Source organism: Pseudomonas sp. R3.Fl, from assembly GCF_023516765.1.
Classification (GTDB): Bacteria; Pseudomonadota; Gammaproteobacteria; order Pseudomonadales; family Pseudomonadaceae; genus Pseudomonas; species Pseudomonas citronellolis.
The window spans coordinates 842,895-869,031 of the sequence record NZ_JAMGSO010000001.1 but is presented as its reverse complement, the minus strand read 5'-3'; the positions used below and the strand labels follow the sequence as shown (position 1 = coordinate 869,031).

The window sequence follows — 26,137 nt, the reverse complement described above, 5'->3', positions numbered from 1 at the left end:
GCTCGCTAGGGTAGCCCGGCTCCATCGGGCCCGTATGCGGGGCAAGCCTTTTTGGTTCCTTTTTGCGGGGGTGGCCTTCCACCGTTTGACAAAAGGGACTCGCCCGAGGGGGCGAAACAAAAAATCTCCGCAGACTCGGAGCGGCGCGCTACACCGAGCCCCCAACCCAAAAGTCTCTGGGTTATTCCCCTTCGGGCCAGCGCAAGCGCTGTTCGCGATGGAGCCGCGTCCCGCGTTCGCGGGAATGACGGGGGGTGGGGTTGGAGTAGCGGTTGAGAATCCGCAGAAGAGCCCCTCTCCCCAGCCCTCTCCCGCAAGCGGGAGAGGGGGCTGTTCGGAGCGGGCGGTGAATTCGAAGTCATCCTGAGACTCCCAGCCCCCTCGTCATTCCCGCGAGCGCGGGACGCGCCACGACCATGCGCCCCTGGAACCATAGGGCGCATAACCGTTCGCGGCTATACGCCGCCGGCCAGAACACCGCTCCCCATGGGGACGCCGAGGCTCCCCCCATCCCGCCATGAACGCCCCGCCCCCTCCGCGAACAACCTTTTCCGCCCCCCACCGACAGCCGCCGACCAATGCCGCCGGACTTTAGGGAGCGCCTTAGATACACGGCAGCGGTGGCCTTTTAGCATCCTCCCTCGCCTGCCGGACGCCCGCACAGACGGGGCCAAGCGGCAGGCCTGCCAAACGAACGGCGGCGGGCCCGGCCCGCCGCCGTTCGACACTAGACTCAGGAGTACCACATGACTGTCAGCAAGAACCTGTCCCGCGAGACGGCCGCTTTCGTGTTCGCCCAGAACGACCCGCTCGAAGTGCCCGTAGCGCCGCCCGCCCCGCACATCAGCTACGTGCTCGACGATGCCGGTACGCCGGCCTACCAGGGCATCGTCCAGCTCAACGGCTACACCGACGACACCACGCCGACGCTGATCGGCAACGGCGCGGCCGCCGGCGACCTGATCAAGGTCTATCACGGTGACCGGGTGATCGGCAGCACCATCGTCCAGGGCAACGGCTCCTGGCGCTTCACCCCCTCCGAGGAACTGCGCGAGGAGGGCGTGCAAGTGCTGCGCGCCACCGCTACCGACAGCAGCAACGGTCTGGAAAGCGACTTCAGCCCGCCCTTCAGCTTCATCCTCGACCTGACCCCGCCCAGCGCCCAGGCCACCATCCAGAACGTTTCCGAAGCCCTGCCCGAGCAACCGCTGGTCACCGCGGACTCCACGCCCATGCTGTTCGGCAGCCTGAGCACCGCCCTGGCCGCCAACGAGAAGCTGCAGATCAGCCTGGACACCGGCGCCACCTGGCAGGACGTCGCTTCCGTCAGCGGCGCCTACTGGCAATACCAGGACGTGCGCGAGCTGCAGAACGGCAACTACACCTACCTGCTGCGCACCATCGACGCCGCCGGCAACCAGGGCGCCATGACCGCCCAGCAGATCACCATCAGCCGCGAGGTGACCCCGCAGCCGGTGGAAGGCATCAAGGTCAGCATCATCGGCATCACCCCGGACACCGGCGTGGAAGGCGACTACATCACCAGCGCCTCGAAGATCACCCTGCTGGGCACCCTCAGCGAGGAACTGCCGGCCGGCGCCAAGCTGCAGGTCAGCGTCGATGGCGGCAACAGCTGGAAGACCGTGCAGGCCTTCGGCACCGACTGGATCTACATCGATCCCAGCGTGCACAACCTCGGCACCCAGGTGCGCTACGAAATGCGCGTGCTGGACGCCCAGGGCAACCCGGTGGCCAGCAGCTACGCGGCCCAGGACGTGGTCTTCGACGCCGGTAACCCGCTGCCGGACATGTACTCCAGCATCGAGCTGGGCACCGACACCGCGGTGGAGATCGCCGGCCAGTACAGCAACGCGCAGAGCGCGCAGAACAACGACTTCATCACCCGTGACAACAGCGTCACCCTGTCCGGCAAGCTCAGCGCCGCGCTGCAGATCGGCCAGCACCTGCAACTGTCCCTGGACGGCGGCAAGACCTGGGAGACGCTGATGTCCAACGGCGGCCAGCTGTGGAGCTACACCAGCGAACCGCTGTCGGCCAGCCAGCAGCTGGGCGTGAAACTGCGGGTGGCCGACAACGCCGGCAACAGCGTCGAGCTGGGCGAGCGCACCCTGGTCGTCGACATCGACTCGCCGGTGCCCTTCGCCTTCGCCCCGCAGTTCGGTACGCAGACCCTCAGCGGCGAGCGCGCCTACTACTCCAGCGCCCAGTACGGCCTGGCCGAGGCCGGCGCCACCGTGGCCCTGGTGCAGGACGTCAACCGCGACGGCCGTTACCAGGAAGGCCTGGACAAGATCGTCGGCTACGCCGTGGCCGGCAACGACGGCCGTTGGAGCTTCGACGCCATCCTGCCCGAAGGCCAGCAGCAACTGGGCTTCGTCACCTGGGACGTGGCCGGCAACAACTCCGGCTTCGGCCCGCAGGTGCTGACCGACGCCCACCGCCCGGTCAACGAGGCCGGCTTCAGCGTCCATGACACCGGCTGGGGCGGCTCGGTCGCCTCGGTGCGCGGCTCCAACACCGCAGCCATGGCCATGAGCGCCGACGGCACCTGGTCGTTCTTCCAGAGCACCGGCTACGCCCTGAGCTCCACCGCCTACAAGAACGCCGGCCACGTGTACAGCGGCCTGGACCGTGACGAGTACCGTGCCAGCTACCTGAGCGAGCCGCTGAAGGTCACTTCGGAGGGCAATGGGCACATGATCTCCAAGGCCACCTTCGCCGACTACAACCGCGACGGCCTGATGGACGTCATCGCCAATGTGAGTGGCAACTCCGCAGACCTGCCGGTATGGACCGCCAAGGCGGACGGCACCTACACCGCAGGCTCGGTCAACAACCCCAACCGGCTGAACATCGGCGGCGTGATCGCCTGGGACGGCAACGGCGACGGCTACACCGACTTCATCGTGGTCGACAACACCATCGGTAGCTGGGGCTTCAACCTCATCCGCAACGACAACGGCGTGCTGAAAGGGGAGCGGAAGGGCAATACCTGGTGGGGTTCCGAGATCAGCGGCGTCGACCTCAACAACGACGGTGCCGTGGACCTGGCCGGTCACAACGACCAGTACGGCAACACCGCCCTGGGTGTATTGCTGACCCAGAGCGACGGCAGCTTTGGCAAGGAGCAGACCTTCGGCAGGATGTTCCGCAGCGATAGCGCCAGCGGCACGGAATACAGCAACCTGGCCACCTCCATGACCTGGGCCGACTTCGACGGCGACGGCGACCTGGACCTGTTCCTGGCCCGCGGCAGCCGCAGCTCCACCGGCTACAACGGCAACTCCGACGACAGCCGCATCTACCTGAACAAGGGCAACGACGCCAGCGGCAAGTGGCTGGGGATGGACAACGACAATCCGCTGTTCTTCAACGACGCCCTCGGCGAGGACCAGCGCGGCAACCTGGTGCACTTCGACGGCGGCCCGTCCTTCGCCGTGGACTGGAACCACGACGGCAAGATGGACGTCATCGAGGCGCCGCGGCAGAACGCCGCCTGGTCCGGCACCAACGGCGGTATGTCGCCGGTGTTGTTCCTCAACCGCGGCAATGGCGACTGGCTGAACAGCGGCCAACTGCTGGGCAACGAGCCCTACGACAACGTCACCGGCGCGGTGGCGGTGGACTACGACTTCGACGGCGCCGTGGACCTGCTGCTGTACCGCACCTCCGGCAAGGACCACCTGGGCATGAACACCAACTCCTCGCCCACGGTGCTGATCCGCAACGAGAACCACGTGGTCGAAGGCACCAGCCTGATCCTGCGCATCCTCGACAAGAACGGCGTGAACAGCTACTTCGGCAACACCGTGCAACTGTTCGACGCGGCGGGCCGCCTGGTCGCCAGCCAGATCCTCAACCCGCAGTCCGGCGTGACCAACGACAGCTCCGGCCTGGTGTACTTCTACGGCCTGGACGCGAACCAGACCTACAGCGCCAAGCTGCTGGCCGAGCCCGCCATCGGCAACGGCAACATGGTCCCGGCCCGCTTCGAAGAGGACCTGGGCCTGATCAACCCGACCTGGGGCAACCTGGTCACCGGCGCCGCCGAGCACGCCTACGTGCTGACCGCCGGCAAGCCGACCGTGAGCTTCGACAGCCAGGGCGCAGGCACTGTGGGCACCGGCTACAACGACAGCTTCATGGCCACCGAAGGCAACGACGTCATCAATGGCGGCGGCGGCTGGAACCTGCTGGCCGACGGCAGCAAGCAGTGGAGCGCCACCCAGGGCCTGGACGAAGTGGACTACCAGTTCGCCAAGCAGGGCGTGCAGGTCAACCTGCAGAGCGGCCAGTCGCTGGGCATGGGCAATGACACCCTGATCGGCATCGAGGCCGTGAAGGGCAGCTGGTACGCCGACGCCTTCATGGACAACGCCGCCAGCAACCGCTTCGAAGGCCGTGGTGGCGACGACATCTATTACCTCTTCGGCGGTGGCAACGACACCCTGGCCTATCGTCCGGTCGATGCCTGGGACGTTTCCGCCGATGGCAGCAACGGCCATGACATGGTGTTCGGCTTCGGCCTTGGCAACGTGCTGAACAACAGCAACGCCGACATCATCGACCTGCGCGGGATGCTCGGCTACGGCGGCCCGGTCAGCCTGGTCCGGGATGACGGCGTGCTGCAGCTGGATGCCTCGTCCCAGGGGCTGCTGGACTACCTGTCGAGCCGCGTCGAGGGCAACAACACCATCATCAGCGTGGACCGCGACGGCATCGGCCAACAGGTCGGCTCCACCGACCTGATCACCCTGATGGGCGTGCGTACCGACCTGCTGAACCTGATCCAGAACCACCAGATCATGGTCTGAGGCCCTGAACCGCCCCGGCGCTTGCGCCGGGGCACCGATTCGTTTTTCAGCGGCGCCGAATTTTCTCCCCCTTGGTGGCGCCGCTTTTTTCTTCCCGGGCGCGAGCAGGCTCGTGACCCCGCATCGGCCCGGCGGCCTTTCTTCGAAGTTCAGAAAAATCTGGCTGATGTAGGTCGTTTTGCTTCCCCAGATTCGGACATCCCCGGTGTTTCCGCCCGTGCTCCGCCGGTAGAAAGACCCATCGCCGAACGACAACCCAAAGGCTCCTGACCTTGAGTACCGAGACACCCCTGTTCCGCACCGAGGCCCTGCAAGGGCAGGGCGCCCACTGGCTGGGCCCGATCATCCTCATACGCCCACTGTCCTTCAGCGTGCTGACCACCCTGGCCACCCTGTTCGCCCTGCTGGTGGCGGGCTTCTTCATCTGGGGCAGCTACACCAAGCGCAGCACCGTGGTCGGGCAACTGCTGCCGGTCAACGGCCAGGCCAAGGTGCACGCGCCGCAGATGGGCGTGATCGTCGAGAAATCCGTCCGCGAAGGGCAGAAGGTCGAACGCGGCCAGACCCTCCTGCGCCTGTCCAGCGAACGCTACAGCGGCCAGGACCAGGCGGTGCAGGCCGGCATCAGCCATCAGCTGGAGGCCAGCCGCGAGTCCCTGGAGCAGCAGCTGGAGAAGCTGCAGCGGCTGCAGGCCGACGAGCGCCGCAGCCTGCAGGCCAAGGTCGTCAGCCTGCGTGAGGAACTGACGACCCAGGCCGCCCAGCTGCAGAGCCAGCGCAAGCTGCTGGCCATCGCCAGCGACGCCGAGGGCCGTTACCGCGGGCTGATGGAGAAGGGCTACATCTCCATGGACCAGTTCCAGCAGCGCCAGGCCGAGTTGCTCGGCCAGCGCCAGACCCTGCAGCGCCTGGAGCGCGAGCGCACGGCGCTGCAACAGCAATTGCGCGAACAACAGGCCACCCTCGACGGGCTCGACGCGCGCCATGCCAACCAGCGCGCCGAGCTGCAACGCCAGCTCAACGGCGTGCGCCAGCAACTGGGCGAGAGCGAAGCCAAGCGCACCCTGCGCATCGTCGCGCCGGAAGCGGGCATCGCCACCGCCGTGCTGGCCGAGGTCGGCCAACTGGTCGACCCCTCGCGGCCGCTGCTGAGCATCGTCCCCGAGAACGCCGAACTGCTCGCCGAACTCTATGCGCCGAGCCGCGCGGTGGGCTTCATCAAGGTCGGCGATACGGCGCGGATCCGCTACCAGGCCTACCCCTACCAGAAATTCGGCCAGCACAACGGCAAGGTGCTGTCCATCTCGCGCACCTCGCTGCCGTACAACGAGCTGGCGGCCATGGCCGGCAGCGTGCCGGGCGTCGGCCAGAGCGGCGAGCAGTACTACCGCATCCGCGTGCGACTGGACGAACAGCAGGTGCGCGCCTACGGCCAGCCGCGCCCGCTGCAGAGCGGCATGCTGCTGGAGGCCGACCTGCTACAGGAAACCCGCAAACTCTACGAATGGGTCCTCGAACCCCTCTACAGCCTGTCCGGCAAACTCTGAGGTATCGCGCCGTATGGCTATCTTCGACTCCCTCGCGCTGCGCTTCGGCCGGCGCCTGCCCAGCATCCAGCAGACCGAGGCCGCCGAGTGCGGCATCGCCTGCCTGGCCATGGTCGCCGGCTACCACGGCAGCCACCACGACCTGCGCGAAATGCGCCAGCGCTTCAACGTCTCGCTCAAGGGCATCACCCTCAAGCAACTGATCGAGGCGGCGCAGCAGATGGGCATGGCCACGCGCCCGCTGAAGCTGGGCCTGGCCGACCTGCCCAAGCTGCGCACCCCGTGCATCCTGCACTGGGACTTCAAGCACTTCGTCGTGCTCAAGTCGGTGACCCGCCGCGGCGCGGTGATCCACGATCCGGCCCATGGCATCCGCAAGGTGGGCGTGGAGACGCTGTCGCGTTCCTTCACCGGCGTGGCCCTGGAGCTGTGGCCCGATGCCGCCTTCGAGAAGAAGGAGGCCAAGCCGAACCTGCGCCTGCTCGGCATGCTCGGCAAGGTCAGCGGCCTGTACCGCTCCCTGGGCCAGGTGCTGCTGCTGTCGCTGGCCCTGGAGGTGTTCGCCCTGGTCAGCCCGTTCTTCATGCAGTGGACCATCGACAACGTCATCCCCAGCAACGACCGCGACCTGCTGACCACGCTGCTGATCGGCTTCGGCCTGATGATGCTGATGCAGCAGATCATCGGCGCCGTGCGCCAATGGGTGGGCATGCACATGGGCACGCTGCTCAACGTGCAGTGGCGGGCCAACGTCTTCACCCACCTGCTCAACCTGCCCACGCAGTATTTCGAGAAGCGCCACCTGGGCGACATCGTCTCGCGCTTCGGCGCCGTCGACAGCATCCAGTCCACCCTGACCTCGGCCTTCCTGGTGGCGGTGCTCGACGGCCTGATGACCATCGCCACCCTGGGCATGATGCTGGTCTACAGCCCGCTGCTGGCCAGCATCGCCATCGTCTGCATGGTGCTCTACGCCCTGGTGCGCTGGGTCTCGTACCAGCCGCTGCGCAACGCCACCGAGGAAGAGATCATCCATGGCGCGCGGCAGCAGACGCACTTCCTCGAAACCATGCGTGGCGTGCGCCCGCTGAAACTGTTCCAGCGCCAGACCGAGCGCCGCGCCACCTGGCTGAGCCTGCTGGTGGAGCAGGTCAACGCCGGCCTGCGCACGCAGAAGCTGGGGCTGCTCTACGGCCAGGTCAACGGCCTGCTGTTCGGCATCGAGAACCTGCTGGTGATCTACCTGGGCGCGAACATGGTGATGGACGGGCATTTCACCGTGGGCGCGCTCATGGCCTTCCAGTCCTACAAGGGCCAGTTCGACAGCCGCGTGGGCAGCCTGATCGACAAGTTCTTCGAACTGCGCATGCTGCAGCTGCAGGGCGAGCGCCTGGCCGACATCGTCCTCGAGGCGCCGGAGCAGGGCGGCAGCGGCATCGACCCCGAACTGCTGCGCCAGCGCGAGTTCGGCATCGAGCTGCGCGGCCTGCGCTACCGCTACTCGGAACACGAGCCCTACGTGCTCGACGGCATCGACCTGGACATCCGCGCCGGTGAGTCGGTGGCCATCGTCGGGCCCTCCGGCTGCGGCAAGAGCACCCTGGTCAACATCATGCTCGGCATCCTGCCGCCATCCGACGGGGCGATCCGCGTGGCCGGCATGGAACTGTCGCAGATCGGCCTCGACGGCCTGCGCAGCGTGGTCGGCACGGTGCTGCAGGACGACAGCCTGTTCGCCGGCTCGCTGGCGGAGAACATCGCCTTCTTCGACCCGGCGATGGACATGGAGTGGGTCATGGAGTGCGCGCGCCTGGCGGCCATCCACGACGAGATCATGATCGCGCCCATGGGCTACAACACCCTGGTCGGCGACATGGGCACGGTGCTCTCCGGCGGCCAGAAGCAGCGCATCCTGCTGGCCCGGGCGCTGTACAAGCGGCCGCAGATCCTGTTCCTCGACGAGGCCACCAGCCACCTCGACGTGGACTGCGAACGCCGCGTCAACGAGGCCATCCGCTCGCTGAACATCACCCGGGTGATGGTCGCCCACCGTCCCGAGACCATCGCCACGGCCGACCGCGTGGTGGTCATCACCGGCGGCAAGGTGGTGGGCGAGCGGGCCGTCGACCCCGGGCTGCTGGAGGGCGAACCGGCATGAAGCGCATCCTCCCGTTCGCCCTGGCGCTGGCCGCGGGCCCCGCGGTCCTGGCCGGGCCGGACGTCTTCCGCACCGAGCGCACGCTGCCCCAGGCGCCGGTCAGCGAGGCGCGGCACGGCGGCGTGCCCTGCCTGTTCAACGGCGTCCAGGCGGAACTGGCGCTGGACGAGGCCATCGAGCGCATGCTCTGCCAGGACCCGCAGACCCGCCAGGCCTGGGCCGAGGCCAAGGTCCAGGCGGCGCAGATGGGCGTCGCCTGGTCGGCCTACCTGCCGCGCCTGGGCGCCAGCGTCGGCGCCAGCGACGGCCGCAGCCGCACCGATTACCTGGACTTCGACGGCGTCGAGACCTCGACCCGCCAGAAGAACCTCGATGCCCGCCTCGACCTGAGCTGGGTGCTGTTCGACTTCGGCAAGCGCCGCGCCGCGTTGCGCAGCGCCCGGCACCTGCTGGTGGCGGCCAACGCCAGCCACGACGCGATACTGCAGAACGCCTTCGTCAACGCCGCCCAGGTCTACTACGACGCCCTGGCGGCCCAGGACGCCCTGGCCGCGGCGCAGCAGGTCAAGGACATGGCCGAGGAGAACTTCCAGGCCGCCGACGCCAAGTACCGGGCCGGCGCGGCGGCGCTTTCCGACCGCCTGCAGGCGCAGACCGCCGCGTCCCAGTCCGAGCTGCGCCTGGTGCGCGCCCGCGGCAACCTGGACAACGCCCTGGGCACGCTGGCGTTGCGCATGGGGCTGGCACCGGACAGCGCGCTGAAGCTGTCCAGCGAGTTGACGCCGATGCCCGATACCGGCTTCGTCGGCGCCATCGACCGGCTGCTGGCCCAGGCGCGCAACCACCACCCCGAACTGATCGCCGCCCAGGCGCGGCTGGACGCGGCCCAGGAAAAGGTCCGCGAGGCGCGCGCCGAAGGCCGGCCGACGCTGGCCCTGACCGGCAGCCTCAGCCATGCGCGCAACGACCTGCCGCTGTCGCTGAACGGCGACACCCGGCAGCGCGATTCGAGCCTGGGCCTGCAACTGAACATCCCGCTGTTCGAAGGCTTCGAACGCAACTACCGGGTGCGTGGCGCGCGGGCCCAGGTCGAGGCCAGCCGCGCGGCCCTGGCCGGTACCGAGCAGCAGGTATCGCTGCTGGTGTGGGGCAGCTACCAGCGGCTGATGGTCGATACCCGCAGCCTGAAGAGCACCGACGCCCTGGTCGAACAATCGCACCAGGCCCTGGAGGTGACCCGCGGGCGCTACCGCTCCGGGGTCGGCAGCATGATCGAACTGCTCAACGCCCTGAGCGCCTACGCCGATGCCCAGGAGCAGCACATCCGCGCCCTGGCCGACTGGCAGAACGCCCGCCTGCAACTGGCGGCGGGATTGGGCCGCCTGGGGTTCTGGGCGCTTCAGTGACGCGCGGCGGCAAGTAGCGGATATTTCCGGCCGGTAAATCAAAGCCGCTTCGGTACGAACCGAAGCGGCTTTTTGCCGTTCGGACGCAGTGAATTATTTATATGTGCGATGCGCGAATTATCTTTCGGACAATTATGCCGCCTGACATTCATAAGAGGGGCTTGTATGAAACTTCCAACTCCGCTGGTTGTATTTTTATGGCCTTTTGCCAGGAAATCTGAATGGCGATTTAGTTCGCCGATTTAAGGTTGTAATGGGTATTTCCATACAGAACAATCACCTGGTCGCGCCACATAAGTGGTAGCGCAGCAAGAAAGCCAACATAAGCACTCAATGTGCAAGGAGTATGAAAATGCAAGAGTTGAACATGCAAGAAGTAGAAATGGTCGCCGGTGCCGGCATCTTCGAAGATGTCTTCGGTCGTATTGGCGCCGCCATCATGCTGATTCCGCTGTCCCTCAGCACCGGCGTGGCGAAGGGCGTGGTAACCGGTGGTTCGGTGGGCGGCATTCTGGGCGTCGGCGTCGCCAGCGGTGCCTTCGGTGGCGTCATCGGTGGCGTTCTCGGCGTTATCCATGCCGTTACCTATGGCCTGGTGAATGGCTGGGGCATGTCGCTGGAAACCTTCAACGCCAACGCCGAAGGTTGGTGGAGCATGAACGTTCCGGCCCCGCAGGTCGGCCAAGGCGGCGGTCTGCTCGGCGGCCTGGTGGGCGGCGGCGGTTCCTCTACCGGCCCGCGTTGATCCGGCATCGAGCCGAATGAATGCCACCGCCTGGCTGGGTGGCATTCCCATCTGTTCGGTGGAACAGGGAGCCTGCCGGTATCCGGCAGGCTCCGCTATGCGCTAGATGATGGAGGCATGATGAAAGAACTCGATGGGCAGGAACTGGAAATGGTCGCCGGCGGAGCCTCCTCCGGTTTCCTCGACAGCATAGGCGGCGCGCTCTTCGGCACCTTGAGCGGTGCGCTGGGGGGCATCACCCAGGGGCTCTCCAGCCTGCTGGGCGGCAACCCGATCGGCGCTATCCTCAACGTCACCGTGGGCACGATCTTCGGTGCCATCTCCGGGTTGTTCACCGGCCTGGCACAAGGGACTTCCTCGCAACTTCAGTCCTTGGGAAATCTTTGGAGCAACCCGTTCTTCGGCAATACTTCCGGCTCTGGAAACGAGCCGCGCTGATATTGTTATTACGGCGCCTTTTCGAAGAAAGCCACTGCCTTGGCAGTGGCTTTTTTTATTGCCGGAAGATGGCCTGTTTTGTTTTCTTTAAATATATCAATCGGAATTTTCTTATTTTTTACGATAAGAGATTTCCTACAAGTCAGGATGGGTTTATCCACTGTCTGGTTATTCGTGTCGCGTAATAGCCTATTGCCCGATCCTTTTGTGGTTCGAGGCTTTTTCAGGATATTCCCGAAGAATGTCCACGACCTGACTCGTAGCATTGCGGCTCGATTTTTCAGGGTGGTTCAGATGTTTCTCAACAAATTGCATTGGGGTGCGCTGGCCTGGCTGGCATTCACCCCGCTGGTGGTCTTCGGCGCGGAGCCGGAGGGCAAGGGCGGCAAGCGCCTGCTCTGCCAGCCCGAATGCGGGTGGCAGGATGCCCCGCGGAAGAAACTGGACCTGTCGGTCGACCACCTGACCCGCGACTGGCAGCCGTCGGACGCCGGGGCGGGGCAGGGCGGCGCCCTGGACCTGTGGCACGCGGTCAGCCTGGCGGTGCAGACCTACCCGTCGATCCGCGATGCCGCGGCCCAGCTCGGCCAGCAGCGCGAGGCCATCAACGTGGCCAGGGCCGGCTACCTGCCGACCATCCAGACTGGCCTGAACACCGGCAAGCAGGGCGCCTACGGCAGCGGCCAGAACCTGTCGCTGTCCGCCTCGCAGATGGTCTACGACTTCGGCAAGGTGGCCAACGCGGTCAAGGGCGCCGAAGCCGGCGTGCAGGTGCAGCGCTTCCAGCTGATGAGCGAGGTGGACGAGGTCGCCCGGCAGTCGGCCCAGGCGCTGATCGAAGTGGCCCGCTACCGCGCCCTGCGCGACAGCGCGCGGACCCTGGTGGACGGCCTGCAGCGCCTGCGCCAGCTGGCCCGGCAGCGCGCCAGCGAAGGCGCCAGCACCCAGGCCGACCTGATCCAGGCGCAGTCGCGGGTGGAGGCGGCCGAGGCCTCGCTGCTGGCCGTCGAGACGCAGCTGCGCCAGCAGAAGAGCAAGCTGCGCACCATGATCGGCCGCGAAGTGAGCGAGGCCGCCGTGGACGTGCCCGCCGAGCGCCTGCAACAGGCCGTGCGGCTGATCGAGCCGAACCCGCGGATGCCGGTCGGCGTGCGCATGGCGGTGGCCGAGCGCGAGGAGGCCGAGGCCCAGCTGTCCCTGGCGCGCTCCAACACGCGGCCGACCTTCACCGTCGACGGCGGCGTCAACAAGTACTTCGGCAATGCCGGCGACATGGCCGGCGAGCGCGTCTACACCCTGACCCTCGGCGTCAAGCACGACCTGTTCGCCGGCGGCGCGCCCTCGGCGCGGGTGCGCGGCGCCGGCCAGGCGCTGCGGGCGGCCGAGGAGCGCCTGCACACCCGGCAGCTGGAGGCCCGCGACCAGTGGGTCGCCCTGCAGGAACAGATGGGCGGCCTCGACGAGCGCCTGCGCGTGCTCGCCGACCGCCAGAAAAGCATCGTCGACACCCAGCGCCTGTACCGCGAGCAGTACCTCTCGCTGGGCACCCGCACGCTGCTCGACCTGCTCAACGCCGAGCAGGAGATCTACCAGGCGCAGAGCGATTCGGTGAACGCCCGCCACGACCTGTGGAGCGCCCAGGTGGCCTTCATCAACGCCACCGGGCGGATGCACGACGTCTTCCAACTCGAGAGTGATTCCCTATGACCGCGCAAGCGCAACGCCCGGAGGCCGTCAGCAGCCCCTGGCTGGAAGCCATGCTGATGGTGGCCCGGCATTACCGCCTGGACGTTTCCGAAGAGCGCGTCCGCGTCGGCCAGCAATGGCGCCAGGACCAGGACCTGGACGGGCAGCTGCAGCACATGGCCCGCGACATGGGCCTGACGCTGCGCGCCGAAGCCTTGGACAAGGGCGTGCTCGACCCCTGGCGCCTGCCGGTGCTGGCACAGTTCTCCGGCGGCCAGGTCGGCATCATCGAAAGCATCGACGGCCAGGGCCGCGTCGGCGTGCGCCTGAGCGGCGAGCAGGGCGTGCTGCAGGCCTTGCCGGCAGAGGAAGTGGTCGAGCGGGTGGAGCGCGTCTACTGCCTGCGCCCGGAAGTCGCGGTGGCCGACGTGCGCGTCGACGACTACATCAAGCCCTACCAGCCCAACTGGTTCTGGAGCCTGGTGCTGCGCGACTGGCGGCGCTACGGCGACGTCATGCTCGCCTCGCTGGTGGCCAACGTCCTGGCCCTGGCCTCCATGCTGTTCTCCATGCAGGTGTACGACCGCGTGGTGCCGGCGCAGTCCGAGCCGACCCTCTGGGTGCTGTTCGGCGGGGTGCTGCTGGCGGTGCTCATCGGTTTCGGCATGCGCCTGGCGCGCACGCACATCTCCGACCTGATCGGCAAGCGCGCCGACCTGCGCATTTCCGACCGCGTCTTCGGCCACGCCCTGCGCCTGCGCAACGAGGCCATGTCCAAGTCCACCGGCTCGTTCATCTCGCAGATCCGCGAGATGGAGCAGGTGCGCGAACTGATCACCTCGACCACCCTGGGCGCGCTGGCCGACCTGCCGTTCTTCTTCCTGTTCCTGGTGGTGCTCTGGTCGGTGGGCGGGGTCATGGCCCTGGTGCCGCTGGCGGTGCTGCCGCTGCTGCTGATCCCCGGCCTGCTGGCGCAGAAGCCGCTGGCGCGGCTGTCCAAGGAAGGCATGCGCGAGTCGGCGATCCGCAACGCCATCCTGGTGGAGGCGGTGCAGGGCATCGAGGACGTCAAGCAGCTGCGCGCCGAGCAGCGCTTCCAGAACCAGTGGAACCACCTCAACGAGGTCTCGGCCACCGTCAGCATGCGCCAGCGCTTCATCTCCGGCGCGCTCATGGCCTGGACCCAGGAAGTGCAGACGCTGGTCTACGTGCTGGTGGTGCTGGTCGGCTGCTTCCAGGTGATGAGCGGCGACATGACCACCGGCGCGCTGATCGGCATGTCCATCCTGTCCTCGCGGATGATCGCGCCGCTGGCGCAGATATCCGGGATCATGTCGCGCTGGCAGCAGGCCAAGGTCGCCCGCGAGGGCCTGGAGGAACTGATGCAGCGCCCGGTGGAAAGCGCCGAGGGCGGCAAGCGCCTGCACCGCCCGGTGCTGCACGGTGACTACCAGCTCGAAGGCGTGCGCTTCCGCTACGGCCAGGACGACAAGCGCGCGGCCATCGAAGTGGGCCAGCTGCGCATCGCCGCCGGCGAGAAGGTGGCCATCCTCGGCCGCAACGGCGCCGGCAAATCCAGCCTGCTGCAGCTGCTGGCCGGCATGTACCGGCCGCAGGAGGGCAGCCTGCTGCTCGACTCGTTGCGCCTGGAGCTGATCGACCCCTACGACGTGCGCCGCGACGTGGCCTTCCTCAGCCAGCAGGCCAACCTGTTCTTCGGCACCCTGCGCGACAACCTGACCATGGGCCGGCCCAACGCCAGCGACGAGGAACTGCTCGAAGCCCTGCGCCTGAGCGGCGCCCTGGGCATGGTGCAGGCGCTGCCCGACGGCCTGGAGCACATGGTCCAGGAGGGCGGCCGCGGGCTTTCCGGCGGCCAGCGCCAGAGCCTGCTGCTGGCCCGCACGCTGCTGCGCCAGCCGCGTGTGCTGCTGCTCGACGAACCCACCGCCTGGCTCGACGAGGTCGGCGAGCAGGGCCTGATCCGCCACCTGGAGCCCTGGCTGGCCTCGCGCACCCTGGTGGTGGCGACGCACCGCCCGGCGGTGCTCAAGTGGGTCGACCGAATCATCGTGGTCGACAACGGCCGCGTCGTCCTCGACGACACCAAGCAGGCGGTGCTGGCCAAGCTCGCCGGCGGGCCGGCGGCCAAGCCCGGCGAGAAGGCCCCGGCCGTCGCCTGAGCCGCCACTGAATTCGCAGAGGACGCGGGCCCTGGCCCGCGTCGGGAGTGATCATGCAAGCCAATTCGATTCAAGCGCCCGGGGCCGCGCCCCTGGCCCCCTACTTCCAGGCGAAGGAGCGCGCGCCGCGCGCCGCCTGGCTGGTCTGGAGCGTGCTCGGCGGCATGCTGCTGCTGTTCGCCTGGGCCTACCTGTTCGAGCTCGACGAGGTCTCCACCGGCACCGGCAAGGTGATCCCCAGCTCCCGCGAGCAGGTGGTGCAGTCCCTGGAGGGCGGCATCCTCGCCGAGCTGCGCGTCAAGGAGGGCGACCGCGTCGACGCGGGGCAGGTGCTTGCCCAGCTCGACCGCACCAAGACCGAATCCTCGGTGGGCGAGAGCGCCTCGCGCCTGCGCGCCGCCCTGGCCATGGCCGCGCGCCTGCGGGCGGAAGTGGACGGCGGCAAGCTGGTGTTTCCGGCTGAAGTGCTGGAGGAGCCTGACCTGGTGAAGTCCGAGACCGCCCTGTACCAGTCGCGGCGCGACAGCCTGCAGAAGAGCCTGAAGGGCATTAACGAGGCCCTGGCCCTGGTCGACAAGGAACTCAAGCTGACCACGCGCCTGGCCGAGATCGGCGCGGCGAGCAACGTCGAGGTGCTGCGCCTGAAGCGCCAGGCCAACGAACTGCAGCTCAAGGCCACCGAGACGCGCAACCAGTACTACGTCAAGGCCCGCGAGGAGCTGGCCAAGGCCAATGGCGAGGTGGAGGCGCAGCAGTCGGTGACCCGCGGGCGCGCCGACTCGCTGACGCGCCTGACCGTGCTCTCGCCGGTGCGCGGCATCGTCAAGGACATCGAAGTGAACACCGTCGGCGGCGTCATCCCGCCCAACGGCCGCTTCATGGTCATAGTGCCGGTGGAGGACCAGTTGCTGGTGGAGGCGCGCATCTCCCCGCGCGACGTGGCCTTCATCCACCCCGGGCAGCGCGCCACGGTGAAGATCAGCGCCTACGACTACGCCATCTACGGCGGCCTGGAGGGCAAGGTGACGCACATCTCGCCGGACACCATCCAGGACGAGGTGCGCCGCGACCAGTACTACTACCGGGTGTTCGTGCGCACCGAGACCGACTCGCTGCAGAACAAGGAAGGCAGGAGCTTCCCGATCTTCCCCGGCATGGTCGCCACGGTGGACGTGCACACCGGCAGCAAGACCGTCTGGGACTACCTGACCAAGCCGCTCAACCGCGCCCGCGAAGCGCTGCGCGAACGCTGAGGAGGGCAAGCATGGCCAAGCAACGCACGCCCAGCTACCGCGAACGCCGCGAGGTCGAGGCCGCCGGCCGGCGCGCCAGCGCCTTCTACGCCCAGGGCCGGCACGAGCAGGCCCTGCAACTGTGCCTGCAGACCGCCCGGCGCTGGCCGCAGCTGGCGGTGGCCTGGACCGACGCGGCGGTGAACTGCATCAAGCTGGAGCGCTGGCAGGAGGCCATCGAACATGCCGGCCGCGCCCTGGCCGCCGGCGGCGACAGCCTGGCGCTGTTCGACGCCCTGTCCCACGCCCATTGCGCCCTGCGCCAGTGGCACCAGGTGCGCCGCCATGGCCTGCACGCGCTGAGCCTGCGCGAGCGCCAGTTCGGCGTCGAACCGCCGATCGCCCATGCCCTGCCGGCATTGCCGCCGCCGCCCAGCGCCGCCACCCGCGAACGCAACGTCATCGCCTTCTCGCTGTTCGGCGCCAGCGCCAAGTACTGCGAGACGGCGGTGCTCAACGTGCTGGAGCAGCCGCGCATCTACCCGCACTGGACCTGCCGCTTCTATATCGACGACAGCGTGCCCGAGGCCATCGTCCGCCGCCTGCTCGACAACGGCGGCCAGGTGGTGCGGGTGGACGAGGCCGAGCGCCAGTGGCCGGGGCCGATGTGGCGCTTCCTCGCCCTGGACGACGCCCAGGCCCAGCGCATCCTGTTCCGCGACGCCGACTCGGTGATCAGCGAGCGCGAGGCCGAGGCGGTGGCCCAGTGGCTGGCCAGCGACAGGCACTTCCACGCGCTGCGCGACAACGGCACCCATACCGAACTGCTGCTGGCCGGGCTCTGGGGCGTCGTCGGCGGGGCGCTGCCGCCGCTGGCGCAACTGGCCCGGCTGTTCTTCGCCGAACCGGTGGCTTCTCGGCATTTCGCCGACCAGCACTTCCTGCGCCGCTACGTCTGGCCCTACGCCCGGCGCAGCCTGCTGCAGCACGACTCGATGTTCGGCTTCCTCGACGCCGCCGGCTTCCCCGGCGGGCCCATGCCGGACGACTTCCACGTCGGCTACGCCGAAGGCTCGCCCCGCTTCGAACTACCCTGCGCCCTGGCCGAAGGCAGCCGGGTGCGCTGGACCCTGTACCGGCGCGAAGGGGAGGGCGAGCAGGCGATCTGCGACTACGCCGCCACGGTGAACGCCGGCGCGGTGCACGGCCACATCCCGGCACGCTACGCCGAGTGGATCCGCCGCGGCGAAGCCCGCATAGCGGTGGCCCCGGAAGCGTAGGGCGTACAACCGTTCGCGGTTGTACGCCGCTTCACCTCCCTCATCGCCAACGCCATGGCCGACCCTGGCGCTCCCTACAAGGATGCCCAGGCTCGCCCCCGAGCGGGGTTCGGCCAAGGCCAAACGGCGGATAACGCGGAGCGTTATTCGCCCTACGCCAGGCCCGACCATGGCGTGTGGCGCACGATCGTCAGCGATAGTGATCGAGAATGCGCTCGATTTCCCCGGAGGCCTTGAGCTCGGCCAGGGCGTCGAGCACCGCCTGGGTCGGCAGTTGCGGATCGTCCAGGACCATGCAGCCCAGTTCGGCCTGGTCGAGCTTGGCTGCGGGGTAGAGGCGGTGCTCGGCCGGCCGCTGGAGGTTGAACCAGTTCAGCGCCACCTCGCTGGACACCGCATAGTCGTAGCGCCCGGCTTCGAGCTTCTTCAGCACCAGCTCCTGGTTGCGTGCATCGTCGCGGTGCAGGCGCCCGCTGGCGAACGACAGCTGCAGGTAGGGGTAGGCATAGCCGAGGACTGTGCCGACGCTTTGCCCGGCCAGCGTGGCGACGTCCACCGGGGCCCGCTCCCGGGCCACCAGCAGATCGCGCTGGGTCATCAGCGGCACGCTCCAGCGGTAGTCGCGGAACTCCTCGCTGAGCCAGGCCGGGGCGATGTAGCAGCGCACATCGATGCTGTGGCTGTGCAGGGCCTGTTCCACCCGGGCCCGCGGCAGGATATGGAAGGACGGGGCCATGCCGACCTTGTCCGCGGTGCGGGTGAACAGCTCGAAGAGGATACCGCCGGTCAGTTGGCCGTCCTCGACCTGCGCCAGCGGCATGGCCCAGCCCTCGATCACCGAGAAACTCAGCTGCCGGGGATCGGCCTGGGCCAGGCCGGCGACCAGCAGGAGGGCGGGGAGGAGTGCGCGCATTCGGGCTCCGGACGTGCGGAAGCAGGACACAATGCCTGTTTCGGAGGGTTCTTGCCAAGCCTGGCCCGGCATCGGGTGCAATTTCCGGTCCTCTTCGCTAGGATTAGCCCACTTCCGCCTACCAGCTGCGATGGATTTCAATGAGTTATCAGGTTCTTGCCCGCAAATGGCGTCCGCGTTCGTTCCGCGAAATGGTCGGCCAGACCCACGTCCTCAAGGCCCTGATCAACGCGCTCGACAACCAGCGCCTGCACCACGCCTACCTGTTCACCGGGACCCGCGGCGTGGGCAAGACCACCATCGCGCGCATCCTGGCCAAGTGCCTGAACTGCGAGACCGGCGTCAGCTCCACCCCCTGCGGCCAGTGCTCGGTGTGCCGGGAGATCGACGAGGGCCGCTTCGTCGACCTCATCGAAGTGGACGCCGCCAGCCGCACCAAGGTCGAGGACACCCGCGAACTGCTGGACAACGTGCAGTACGCGCCGAGCCGCGGGCGCTACAAGGTCTACCTGATCGACGAAGTGCACATGCTCTCCTCGCACTCGTTCAACGCCCTGCTCAAGACCCTCGAAGAGCCGCCGCCCCACGTCAAGTTCCTGCTGGCCACCACCGACCCGCAGAAGCTGCCGGTGACCATCCTCTCGCGCTGCCTGCAGTTCAGCCTAAAGAACATGCCGCCGGAACGCGTGGTGGAGCACCTGACCCACGTGCTCGGCGCCGAGAACGTGCCCTTCGAGGAAGACGCCCTGTGGCTGCTCGGCCGCGCCGCCGACGGCTCCATGCGCGACGCCATGAGCCTGACCGACCAGGCCATCGCCTTCGGCGAGGGCAAGGTGCTGGCCGCCGACGTGCGCGCCATGCTCGGCACCCTCGACCACGGCCAGGTCTACGGCGTGCTCCACGCACTGCTCGAAGGCGACGCCCGGGCCCTGCTGGACGCCGTGCGCCACCTGGCCGAACAGGGCCCGGACTGGGGCGGGGTGCTGGCCGAGATTCTCAACGTGCTGCACCGCGTGGCCATCGCCCAGGTGCTGCCGGACGCCGTCGACAACGGCCAGGGCGACCGCGACAAGGTGCTGGCCCTGGCGCAAGCGCTGCCCGGCGAGGACGTGCAGTTCTACTACCAGATGGGCCTGATCGGCCGCCGCGACCTGCCCCTGGCGCCGGACCCGCGCAGCGGCTTCGAGATGGTGCTGCTGCGCATGCTGGCCTTCCGCCCGGCCGATGGCGGCGCGCCACCGAGGTCACCGCTAAAGGACCTGGGGATCAGCACGGCCACGGCTGATTCCAACCGCAACCCAGTGGCCGGCGCCGCCGTTGCGGCGCCGGCAGCCGCTGCCAGCGTGGCGAGCGTGCCGGTGGTGTCCACCGTGCCCGCCGCCGTTGCCCAGCCGGCACCCGCGCCGCAGCCTGTGGCGGCTCCGGCTCCGGCTCCGGCTCCGGTGGCTGAGGTTGCGCCCGAACCTGCGCCGGCGCCTGTCGTCGAGGCCGCGCCGGCACCCGTCGAGCCCGCCCCGCAGGTCGCGCCCGTCGAGGTGCCCGTAGTCGAAGCGCAAGCCGCCGTGGCTGAACCGGCGCCCGTCGTCGACCTGCCCTGGGAAGAACCCGCCGCGCAGCCGCCGGTCGAGCCCGAACCTGCGCCGGCGCCCGAGCCCATTGCGGCGCCCGAACCGGCGCCTATCGCCATGGCCGACAGCGAGGACGACGACCGCGACGAAGAGCCGCCGCCGGCCGAGGACTACTATGAAGTCGACATGGATTCGCTCAGCTACCTGGAAGGCGGCGACGAGTCGCAGGCCAGCGCCCAGCCCGAGCCCGAACCGGAACCGGCGGCCCTGCCGGCCACGGGCCTGGCCGCCGAGTGGCTGGACCTGTTCCCGCGCCTGGGCCTGGGTGGCCTGACCGCGAGCATCGGCGCCAACTGCACCCTGGTCGCGGTGGAGGGCGACACCTGGCACCTGCACCTGGACCCGGGGCAGAGCGCGTTGTACAACGCCACCCAGCAGCGCCGCCTGAACGACGCGCTGAGCCAGTACCACGGGCGCACCCTGACGCTGGAAGTGACCATCCAGAAGCCCGAGCAGGAAACCCCCGCCCAGGCCGCGGCGCGCAAGCGCGCCGAGCGCCAGCGCGAGGCTGAGCGTTCCATCGAGGCGGACCCGTACGTGCTGCAGATGCGCCAGCAGTTCGGCGCGGTGGTCCGCACCGGTACCATCGAACCCCTGGCGGCGAAGGCCTGAAGGCCGGCGCCCAACCAACCCTGAACGACAGAAGGTGATCGAGATGATGAAAGGTGGCATGGCCGGCCTGATGAAGCAGGCCCAGCAGATGCAGGAAAAGATGCAGAAGATGCAGGAAGAGCTGGCCAACGCCGAAGTCACCGGCCAGTCCGGCGCCGGCCTGGTGAGCGTGGTGATGACCGGCCGGCACGACGTCAAGCGCGTCAGCCTGGACGATAGCCTGATGCAGGAAGACAAGGAAATTCTCGAAGACCTGATCGCCGCCGCGGTGAACGACGCCGTGCGCAAGATCGAGCAGAACAACCAGGAGAAGATGGCGGGCATGACCGCCGGCATGCAGCTGCCCCCCGGCTTCAAGATGCCCTTCTAAGGTGAAGGTGCCGCCCAGCGGGCACCCATGACTGCGTTGCGAGCGGTGCCGGACATGCTCATTTACTGAAGTAAACTCCGCTGTCCGACACCGCTCGCGCCTTGTCCTGAGTACCCTCTGGTCGCCCCGGAACTCCTCCTGCCCCGTAGGATGGGTGGAGCGAAGCGATACCCATCACCACGACCGCATGGGTTTCGTAAACTCGACCCATCCTACGAAAGGCACTTCGGCGCAGCCGGCAAGATAGTTGTGCCTACGACGTTCATCCCTTCCTGAATCCCGAGACCGGTTCCCCCATGAGCTTCAGCCCGCTGATCCGCCAACTCATCGACGCCCTGCGCATTCTCCCCGGGGTGGGGCAGAAGAGCGCCCAGCGCATGGCGCTGCAGTTGCTGGAGCGTGACCGCACGGGCGGGCTGCGCCTGGCCCAGGCGCTGACCCAGGCCATGGAAGGGGTAGGGCACTGCAAGCAGTGCCGCACGCTGAGCGAGGAGGAGCTGTGCCCGCAGTGCGCCGACCCGCGCCGCGACGACTCGCTGCTGTGCGTGGTGGAAGGCCCGCTGGACGTGTTCGCGGTGGAGCAGACCGGCTACCGCGGACGCTTCTTCGTGCTCAAGGGCCACCTCTCGCCGCTGGACGGCCTGGGCCCGGAGGCCATCGGCATTCCCGAGCTGGAAGCGCGGATCAAGGCCGGCAGCTTCGCCGAGATCATCCTCGCCACCAACCCCACGGTGGAAGGCGAGGCCACCGCCCACTACATCGCCCAACTGCTGGCCGGCAGCGGCCTGGTGCTCAGCCGCATCGCCCACGGCGTGCCCCTGGGCGGCGAGCTGGAGCTGGTGGACGGCGGCACCCTGGCCCACGCCCTGGCCGGGCGCCGGCCGATCGTCTAGTTCAGAGGCATCGGGCCGAAACGGCCCAGGCGATGGCGCAAGTCTCGCCTTGAAAACCAAGCAAGCGCTCGGTAAGTTTTCAGGCAACCCGCCTGGAGGCCCGCCATGTCCGCATTCACCGATTACTTCGACGACAGCCACCGCCTGGTCCGCGACTCGGTGCGGCGCTTCGTCGAGCGGGAAATCCTCCCGCACATCGCCGATTGGGAAGAAGCCGAGGAGTTCCCCCGCGAGCTCTACCGCAAGGCCGGCGAGGCCGGCATCCTCGGCATCGGCTACCCGGAAGCCTACGGCGGCAGCCACGAGGGCGACCTGTTCGCCAAGCTGGCGGCCAGCGAGGAACTGATGCGCAGCGGCTCCGGCGGCCTGGTGGCCGGCCTGGGCTCGCTGGACATCGGCCTGCCGCCGCTGCTCAAGTGGGGCCGTGCGGAACTGCGCGAACGCATCGTGCCGCAGGTGCTGGCCGGCGAGAAGATCATGGCCCTGGCGGTCACCGAGCCCTCCGGCGGCTCCGACGTGGCCAGCCTGAAGACCCGCGCCGTGCGCGACGGCGACCACTACCGCGTGACCGGCAGCAAAACCTTCATCACCAGCGGCGTGCGCGCCGACTACTACACGGTGGCGGTGCGCACCGGCGGCGAAGGCTACGGCGGCGTCAGCCTGCTGCTGGTGGAGAAGGGCACCCCCGGCTTCACGGTGGGCCGCAAGCTGAAGAAGATGGGCTGGTGGGCCTCGGACACCGCCGAGCTGTTCTTCGACGACTGCAAGGTGCCGGTGGAAAACCTGATCGGCATGGAGAACATGGGCTTCGCCTGCATCATGGCCAACTTCCAGAGCGAGCGCCTGGCCCTGGCCACCATGGCCAACATGACCGCCCAGCTGGCCCTGGAAGAAGCCCTGAAATGGAGCGCCGAGCGCGAAGCCTTCGGCAAGCCCATCGGCAAGTTCCAGGTGCTCAAGCACCGCCTGGCGGAGATGGCCACCCAGGTGGAGGTCTCCCGCGAGTTCACCTACCGCCAGGCGGCGAAGATGGCTGCCGGGAAGAGCGTGGTGAAGGAAATCTCCATGGCCAAGAACTTCGCCACCGACGTCGCCGACCGGGTGGTCTATGACGCGGTGCAACTGCTGGGTGGCATGGGGTATATGCGCGAGAGCCTGGTGGAGCGGTTGTATCGCGACAACCGCATCCTCTCCATCGGTGGGGGGACGCGGGAGATCATGAACGAGATCATCGCCAAGCAGATGGGGCTCTGAGGGGGCGGGCATTTCGTAGGAGCGAGCTTGCTCGCGAACCCATGGAGTTACCTGGCTGCGCTGGTGTATGGCCGGACCTCGTTCCCTCTCCCTAACCCTCTCCCTGAAGGGAGAGGGGACCGTTGGGCAGAGTTCGGTGTTCTGGAGTCAGCCGGTAACTCCAACGGTTTCCGGCTGAAACCATTCCTTCTCTCGGCACGGACTAGCCCCCTCTCCCTTCAGGGAGAGGGTTGGGGAGAGGGAGCGGAGTCAACCTCAAACACCGCAGCCGCCGGGAAACGCCATTGTTCGCGAGCAAGCTCGCTCCTACGAAGAGCGAAGAGCAATGCACCCCGTAGGATGGCGTTGAGCGAAGCGATACCCATCAAGAAAAAAGCCCGCTCCAAGAAGCAGGCTTCTCCTTTCACCACCCCCTACTTGACCTCATACCCCTCCGGCCGCGCCTTGCCCTTGGGCGCAAAACGCGCCGCCAGACGCATGCTGACGGTAACCACCTTCTGGTACCACACCGGCAACACCCGCAGCATCACATCGATGGCATGTGCATCCGCGCCGATGAGGATGCGCCGTGCGTCACGCTCCACGCCGCGGATGATCACCTGGGCCGCCTTGTCCGGGGTGGTGCGCAGCAGCTGGTCGTTGAACTGCTGGCGCGCGGCGTTGGCGTTCTGCCCGGTGACCTTGGCCAGGCTGTCGTTCATCCGCGCGGTCCGGGCGATGTTGGTCTTGATTCCGCCGGGGTGCACGCAGCTGGCCGAGACCGCGCCGCCTTCCATGTCCAGTTCCTGGCGCAGTGATTCGGTGAAGCCGCGCACGGCGAACTTGGTGGCGTTGTAGGCGCTCATGCCCGGCTGCGAGAACAGCCCGAACACGCTGGAGACGTTGACGACGTGCCCTTCGCCGCTGGCCTTGATGTGCGGCAGGAAGGCCTTGGTGCCGTACACCACGCCCCAGAAGTTGATGTTGGTGATCCACTCGTACTCTTCGTACTCGCTGCCTTCCACGGTGCCGGCATGGGCCACCCCGGCGTTGTTGAACACCAGGTTGACCTTGCCGTGCTCGGCCACCACCTTGTCGGCCCAGGCGTGGACCTGCTCGCGCTCGGCGACGTTGACCACCTCGGTGGAGATGCGCACGCCGTAGGAGGCCAGGGCCTGGCGGGTTTCCTCAAGGCCGCTGGCGTTGACGTCGGCCAGCGCCAGGTGGCAGCCGCGCGAGGCCAGCTCGCGGGCCAGGGCGCGGCCGATGCCGGAACCGGCGCCGGTGATGGCGGCGACTTTGTTCTCGAAGGACTTCATGCCGGGACCTCCTCGGCGCGGGGTTGCTGGGTGACTGCGGTTTCCTCGAACGGCCTGGCCTTCAGATGATAGGCGGCGGCGTCGAAACTGCGGGTGAGCAGGCGGAAGCGCCAGGTGAAGCCCGGCCACAGGGTGCAGTTGCGCCCGCTCACCGGGTGCAGGTACCAGCTCTTGCAGCCGCCGGTGTTCCACACGCTATGGTTGAGCCCGCGCTGCAGCTTGAGGTTCCAGCGCTGTTGCTCGTCTTCCTTGACCTCCAGGCTGAGCAGCTCGCGGCGCTGCATCAGCTTCAGCGCGCCGAGCACGTAGGCGATCTGCGACTCGATCATGTAGACCATGGAGTTGTGGCCCAGGCCGGTGTTCGGGCCCATCAGGAAGAACAGGTTGGGGAAGCCGCGGGTGACGGTGCCCTTGTAGGCTTCCGGGCCCTGCGGCCAGGTGTCCAGCAGGTCCACGCCGCCGCGGCCGAACACGGTGCCGCGGGGAATGGGGTCGTTGGCGGTGAAGCCGGTGCCGAAGATGATCGCGTCCACCTCGCGCTCCTGGCCGTCGGCGGTGACGATGCTGTGCTCGCGAACCTCGCGGATGCCGTCGGTGATCACCGAGGCGTTCGGCGCGGCCAGCGCCGGGTAGTAGTTCGGCGACATCAGGATGCGCTTGCAGCCGATGGTGTAGTCCGGGGTCAGCTTGCGGCGCAGTTCCGGGTCCTTGACCTGCTGGTGGATGTAGCGCACCGCCAGCTTGCCGATCATCTTCATCGCCCAGGGCGCGAAGGTGAAGCCCAGCACGCGGCCTTCGAGCATGCTGTAGAGCGCGCCGCGCCAGAGCTTCTGCACCAGCGGGAAGTGCTTGAAGCGCGCGCGCTCCTTGTCGCTGATGGCGCGGTCGGGCTTGGGCAGGATCCACGGCGCGGTGCGCTGGTAGAGGTCCAGCCTGGCCACCAGCGGCTGGATTTCCGGGACGAACTGGATGGCCGAGGCGCCGGTGCCGATCACCGCCACGCGCTTGCCCTTCAGGTCGTAGTCGTGGTCCCAGTGCTGCGAGTGGAAGGCGTGGCCCTTGAAGCTGTCCAGGCCCTTGAGGTCGGGAGTCGAGGGGATCGACAGGGCGCCCATGCCGGAGACCACCGCCTGGGCGGTGTAGTGGTTGCCGGCGGCGTCGTGCAGGTGCCAGAGGTCGCGCGCCTCGTCCCATTCCAGGCGCTGGATCTCGGTGTTCAGCAGGGTGCGGCCTTCCAGGCGGTACTTCTTCCAGCAGTTTTCCAGGTAGCCGCGGATTTCCGGCTGGCGGGCGAACATGCGCGTCCATTCCGGGTTCGGCTCGAAGGAGAAGGAGTAGACGTGGGACTGCACGTCGCAGGCGCAGCCGGGGTAGTTGTTGACCCGCCAGGTGCCGCCGACGCCGGCGTCCTTCTCGAACAGCAGGAAGTCGTCCTCGCCCTCCTGGCTGAGGCGGATGGCCATGCCCAGGCCGGAGAAACCGGTGCCGATGATGGCCACCTTGCAGTGTCTGACCGCGGCGGTCTTAGGTTGAGTTCCCATTTACCTGGCTCCTGTTATGCTTGTGTGCAGGCGTATACAACTGTCTACGTGGTGCGAATGTAGACATCTGTATACTTCGCGGGCAACCAATCTTTAGGGTGGGCGAGGTGGGGCAAGG

The 26,137-nt window shown here is 67.7% G+C and carries 16 protein-coding genes and 1 pseudogene; 14 read left to right on the top strand and 3 right to left on the bottom strand.

The window, feature by feature from the left end; translation table 11 throughout:
* Positions 1 to 746: 746 nt before the first annotated feature.
* The 10 genes from M8R19_RS03555 to M8R19_RS03510 all read left to right on the top strand — a co-directional run bounded on the left by M8R19_RS03555 (position 747) and on the right by M8R19_RS03510 (position 17,510).
* Positions 747 to 4,835, top strand: coding sequence for a VCBS repeat-containing protein (locus tag M8R19_RS03555; protein WP_249917041.1), 4,089 nt, complete (start codon positions 747 to 749; stop codon positions 4,833 to 4,835).
* Between the two features lie 290 nt (positions 4,836 to 5,125).
* Positions 5,126 to 6,382 (top strand): HlyD family secretion protein, encoded by a 1,257-nt coding sequence (locus M8R19_RS03550; protein WP_249920131.1) that lies wholly within the window; start codon positions 5,126 to 5,128, stop codon positions 6,380 to 6,382.
* A 13-nt stretch (positions 6,383 to 6,395) separates the two neighbouring features.
* Positions 6,396 to 8,540 (top strand): peptidase domain-containing ABC transporter, encoded by a 2,145-nt coding sequence (locus M8R19_RS03545; protein WP_074985396.1) that lies wholly within the window; start codon positions 6,396 to 6,398, stop codon positions 8,538 to 8,540.
* A complete protein-coding gene (locus M8R19_RS03540; RefSeq protein ID WP_249917040.1) occupies positions 8,537 to 9,946 on the top strand; it encodes a TolC family protein in 1,410 nt (469 codons plus the stop codon). Before M8R19_RS03545 ends, M8R19_RS03540 begins: the two co-directional genes overlap by 4 nt.
* Positions 9,947 to 10,298: 352 nt before the next feature.
* The gene (locus M8R19_RS03535; RefSeq protein ID WP_249917039.1) at positions 10,299 to 10,691 is read left to right on the top strand and encodes a hypothetical protein; all 393 of its coding nucleotides are present in this window, start codon (positions 10,299 to 10,301) and stop codon (positions 10,689 to 10,691) included.
* A gap of 120 nt (positions 10,692 to 10,811) precedes the next feature.
* Positions 10,812 to 11,129, top strand: coding sequence for a hypothetical protein (locus M8R19_RS03530; RefSeq protein ID WP_249917038.1), 318 nt, complete (start codon positions 10,812 to 10,814; stop codon positions 11,127 to 11,129).
* A 294-nt stretch (positions 11,130 to 11,423) separates the two neighbouring features.
* On the top strand, positions 11,424 to 12,836 hold the full coding sequence (locus tag M8R19_RS03525) for a TolC family outer membrane protein (RefSeq protein ID WP_249917037.1): 1,413 nt from the start codon (positions 11,424 to 11,426) through the stop codon (positions 12,834 to 12,836).
* The gene (locus M8R19_RS03520) at positions 12,833 to 14,998 is read left to right on the top strand and encodes a type I secretion system permease/ATPase (protein ID WP_249917036.1); all 2,166 of its coding nucleotides are present in this window, start codon (positions 12,833 to 12,835) and stop codon (positions 14,996 to 14,998) included. Before M8R19_RS03525 ends, M8R19_RS03520 begins: the two co-directional genes overlap by 4 nt.
* A 53-nt stretch (positions 14,999 to 15,051) precedes the next feature.
* Positions 15,052 to 16,251 carry an HlyD family type I secretion periplasmic adaptor subunit gene (locus tag M8R19_RS03515; protein ID WP_249917035.1) on the top strand — a complete coding sequence of 400 codons (1,200 nt, stop codon included), beginning with the start codon at positions 15,052 to 15,054 and terminating at the stop codon, positions 16,249 to 16,251.
* An 11-nt stretch (positions 16,252 to 16,262) separates the two neighbouring features.
* On the top strand, positions 16,263 to 17,510 hold the full coding sequence (locus M8R19_RS03510) for a tetratricopeptide repeat protein (protein WP_249917034.1): 1,248 nt from the start codon (positions 16,263 to 16,265) through the stop codon (positions 17,508 to 17,510).
* Between the two features lie 190 nt (positions 17,511 to 17,700).
* On the opposite strand, the gene M8R19_RS03505 is transcribed toward M8R19_RS03510, so the two are convergent.
* The gene (locus M8R19_RS03505; RefSeq protein ID WP_074985376.1) at positions 17,701 to 18,423 is read right to left on the bottom strand and encodes a substrate-binding periplasmic protein; all 723 of its coding nucleotides are present in this window, start codon (positions 18,421 to 18,423) and stop codon (positions 17,701 to 17,703) included.
* Between the two features lie 140 nt (positions 18,424 to 18,563).
* Between M8R19_RS03505 and dnaX the strand changes: the two genes are divergently transcribed.
* The 4 genes from dnaX (at position 18,564) to M8R19_RS03485 (ending at position 23,180) form a co-directional block, all read left to right on the top strand.
* Positions 18,564 to 20,663, top strand: coding sequence for a DNA polymerase III subunit gamma/tau (dnaX, locus tag M8R19_RS03500; protein WP_249917033.1), 2,100 nt, complete (start codon positions 18,564 to 18,566; stop codon positions 20,661 to 20,663).
* Positions 20,664 to 20,706: 43 nt separating this feature from the next.
* Entirely contained in the window at positions 20,707 to 21,033 is a 327-nt protein-coding gene (locus M8R19_RS03495; RefSeq protein WP_009619439.1) for a YbaB/EbfC family nucleoid-associated protein, read from the top strand.
* Positions 21,034 to 21,329: 296 nt separating this feature from the next.
* The gene (recR, locus tag M8R19_RS03490; protein ID WP_074985372.1) at positions 21,330 to 21,926 is read left to right on the top strand and encodes a recombination mediator RecR; all 597 of its coding nucleotides are present in this window, start codon (positions 21,330 to 21,332) and stop codon (positions 21,924 to 21,926) included.
* A 105-nt stretch (positions 21,927 to 22,031) separates the two neighbouring features.
* Positions 22,032 to 23,180 carry an acyl-CoA dehydrogenase family protein gene (locus M8R19_RS03485; protein ID WP_249917032.1) on the top strand — a complete coding sequence of 383 codons (1,149 nt, stop codon included), beginning with the start codon at positions 22,032 to 22,034 and terminating at the stop codon, positions 23,178 to 23,180.
* Positions 23,181 to 23,593: 413 nt separating this feature from the next.
* Here M8R19_RS03485 and M8R19_RS03480 read toward each other — a convergent pair whose 3' ends face one another.
* Together M8R19_RS03480 and M8R19_RS03475 are read right to left on the bottom strand one after the other, a co-directional pair.
* A complete protein-coding gene (locus M8R19_RS03480) occupies positions 23,594 to 24,478 on the bottom strand; it encodes an SDR family NAD(P)-dependent oxidoreductase (protein ID WP_249917031.1) in 885 nt (294 codons plus the stop codon).
* Positions 24,475 to 26,059, bottom strand: a pseudogene (locus M8R19_RS03475) (flavin-containing monooxygenase). The gene M8R19_RS03480 and the pseudogene M8R19_RS03475 overlap by 4 nt, the downstream one beginning before the upstream one ends.
* Between the last annotated feature and the right edge of the window lie 78 nt (positions 26,060 to 26,137).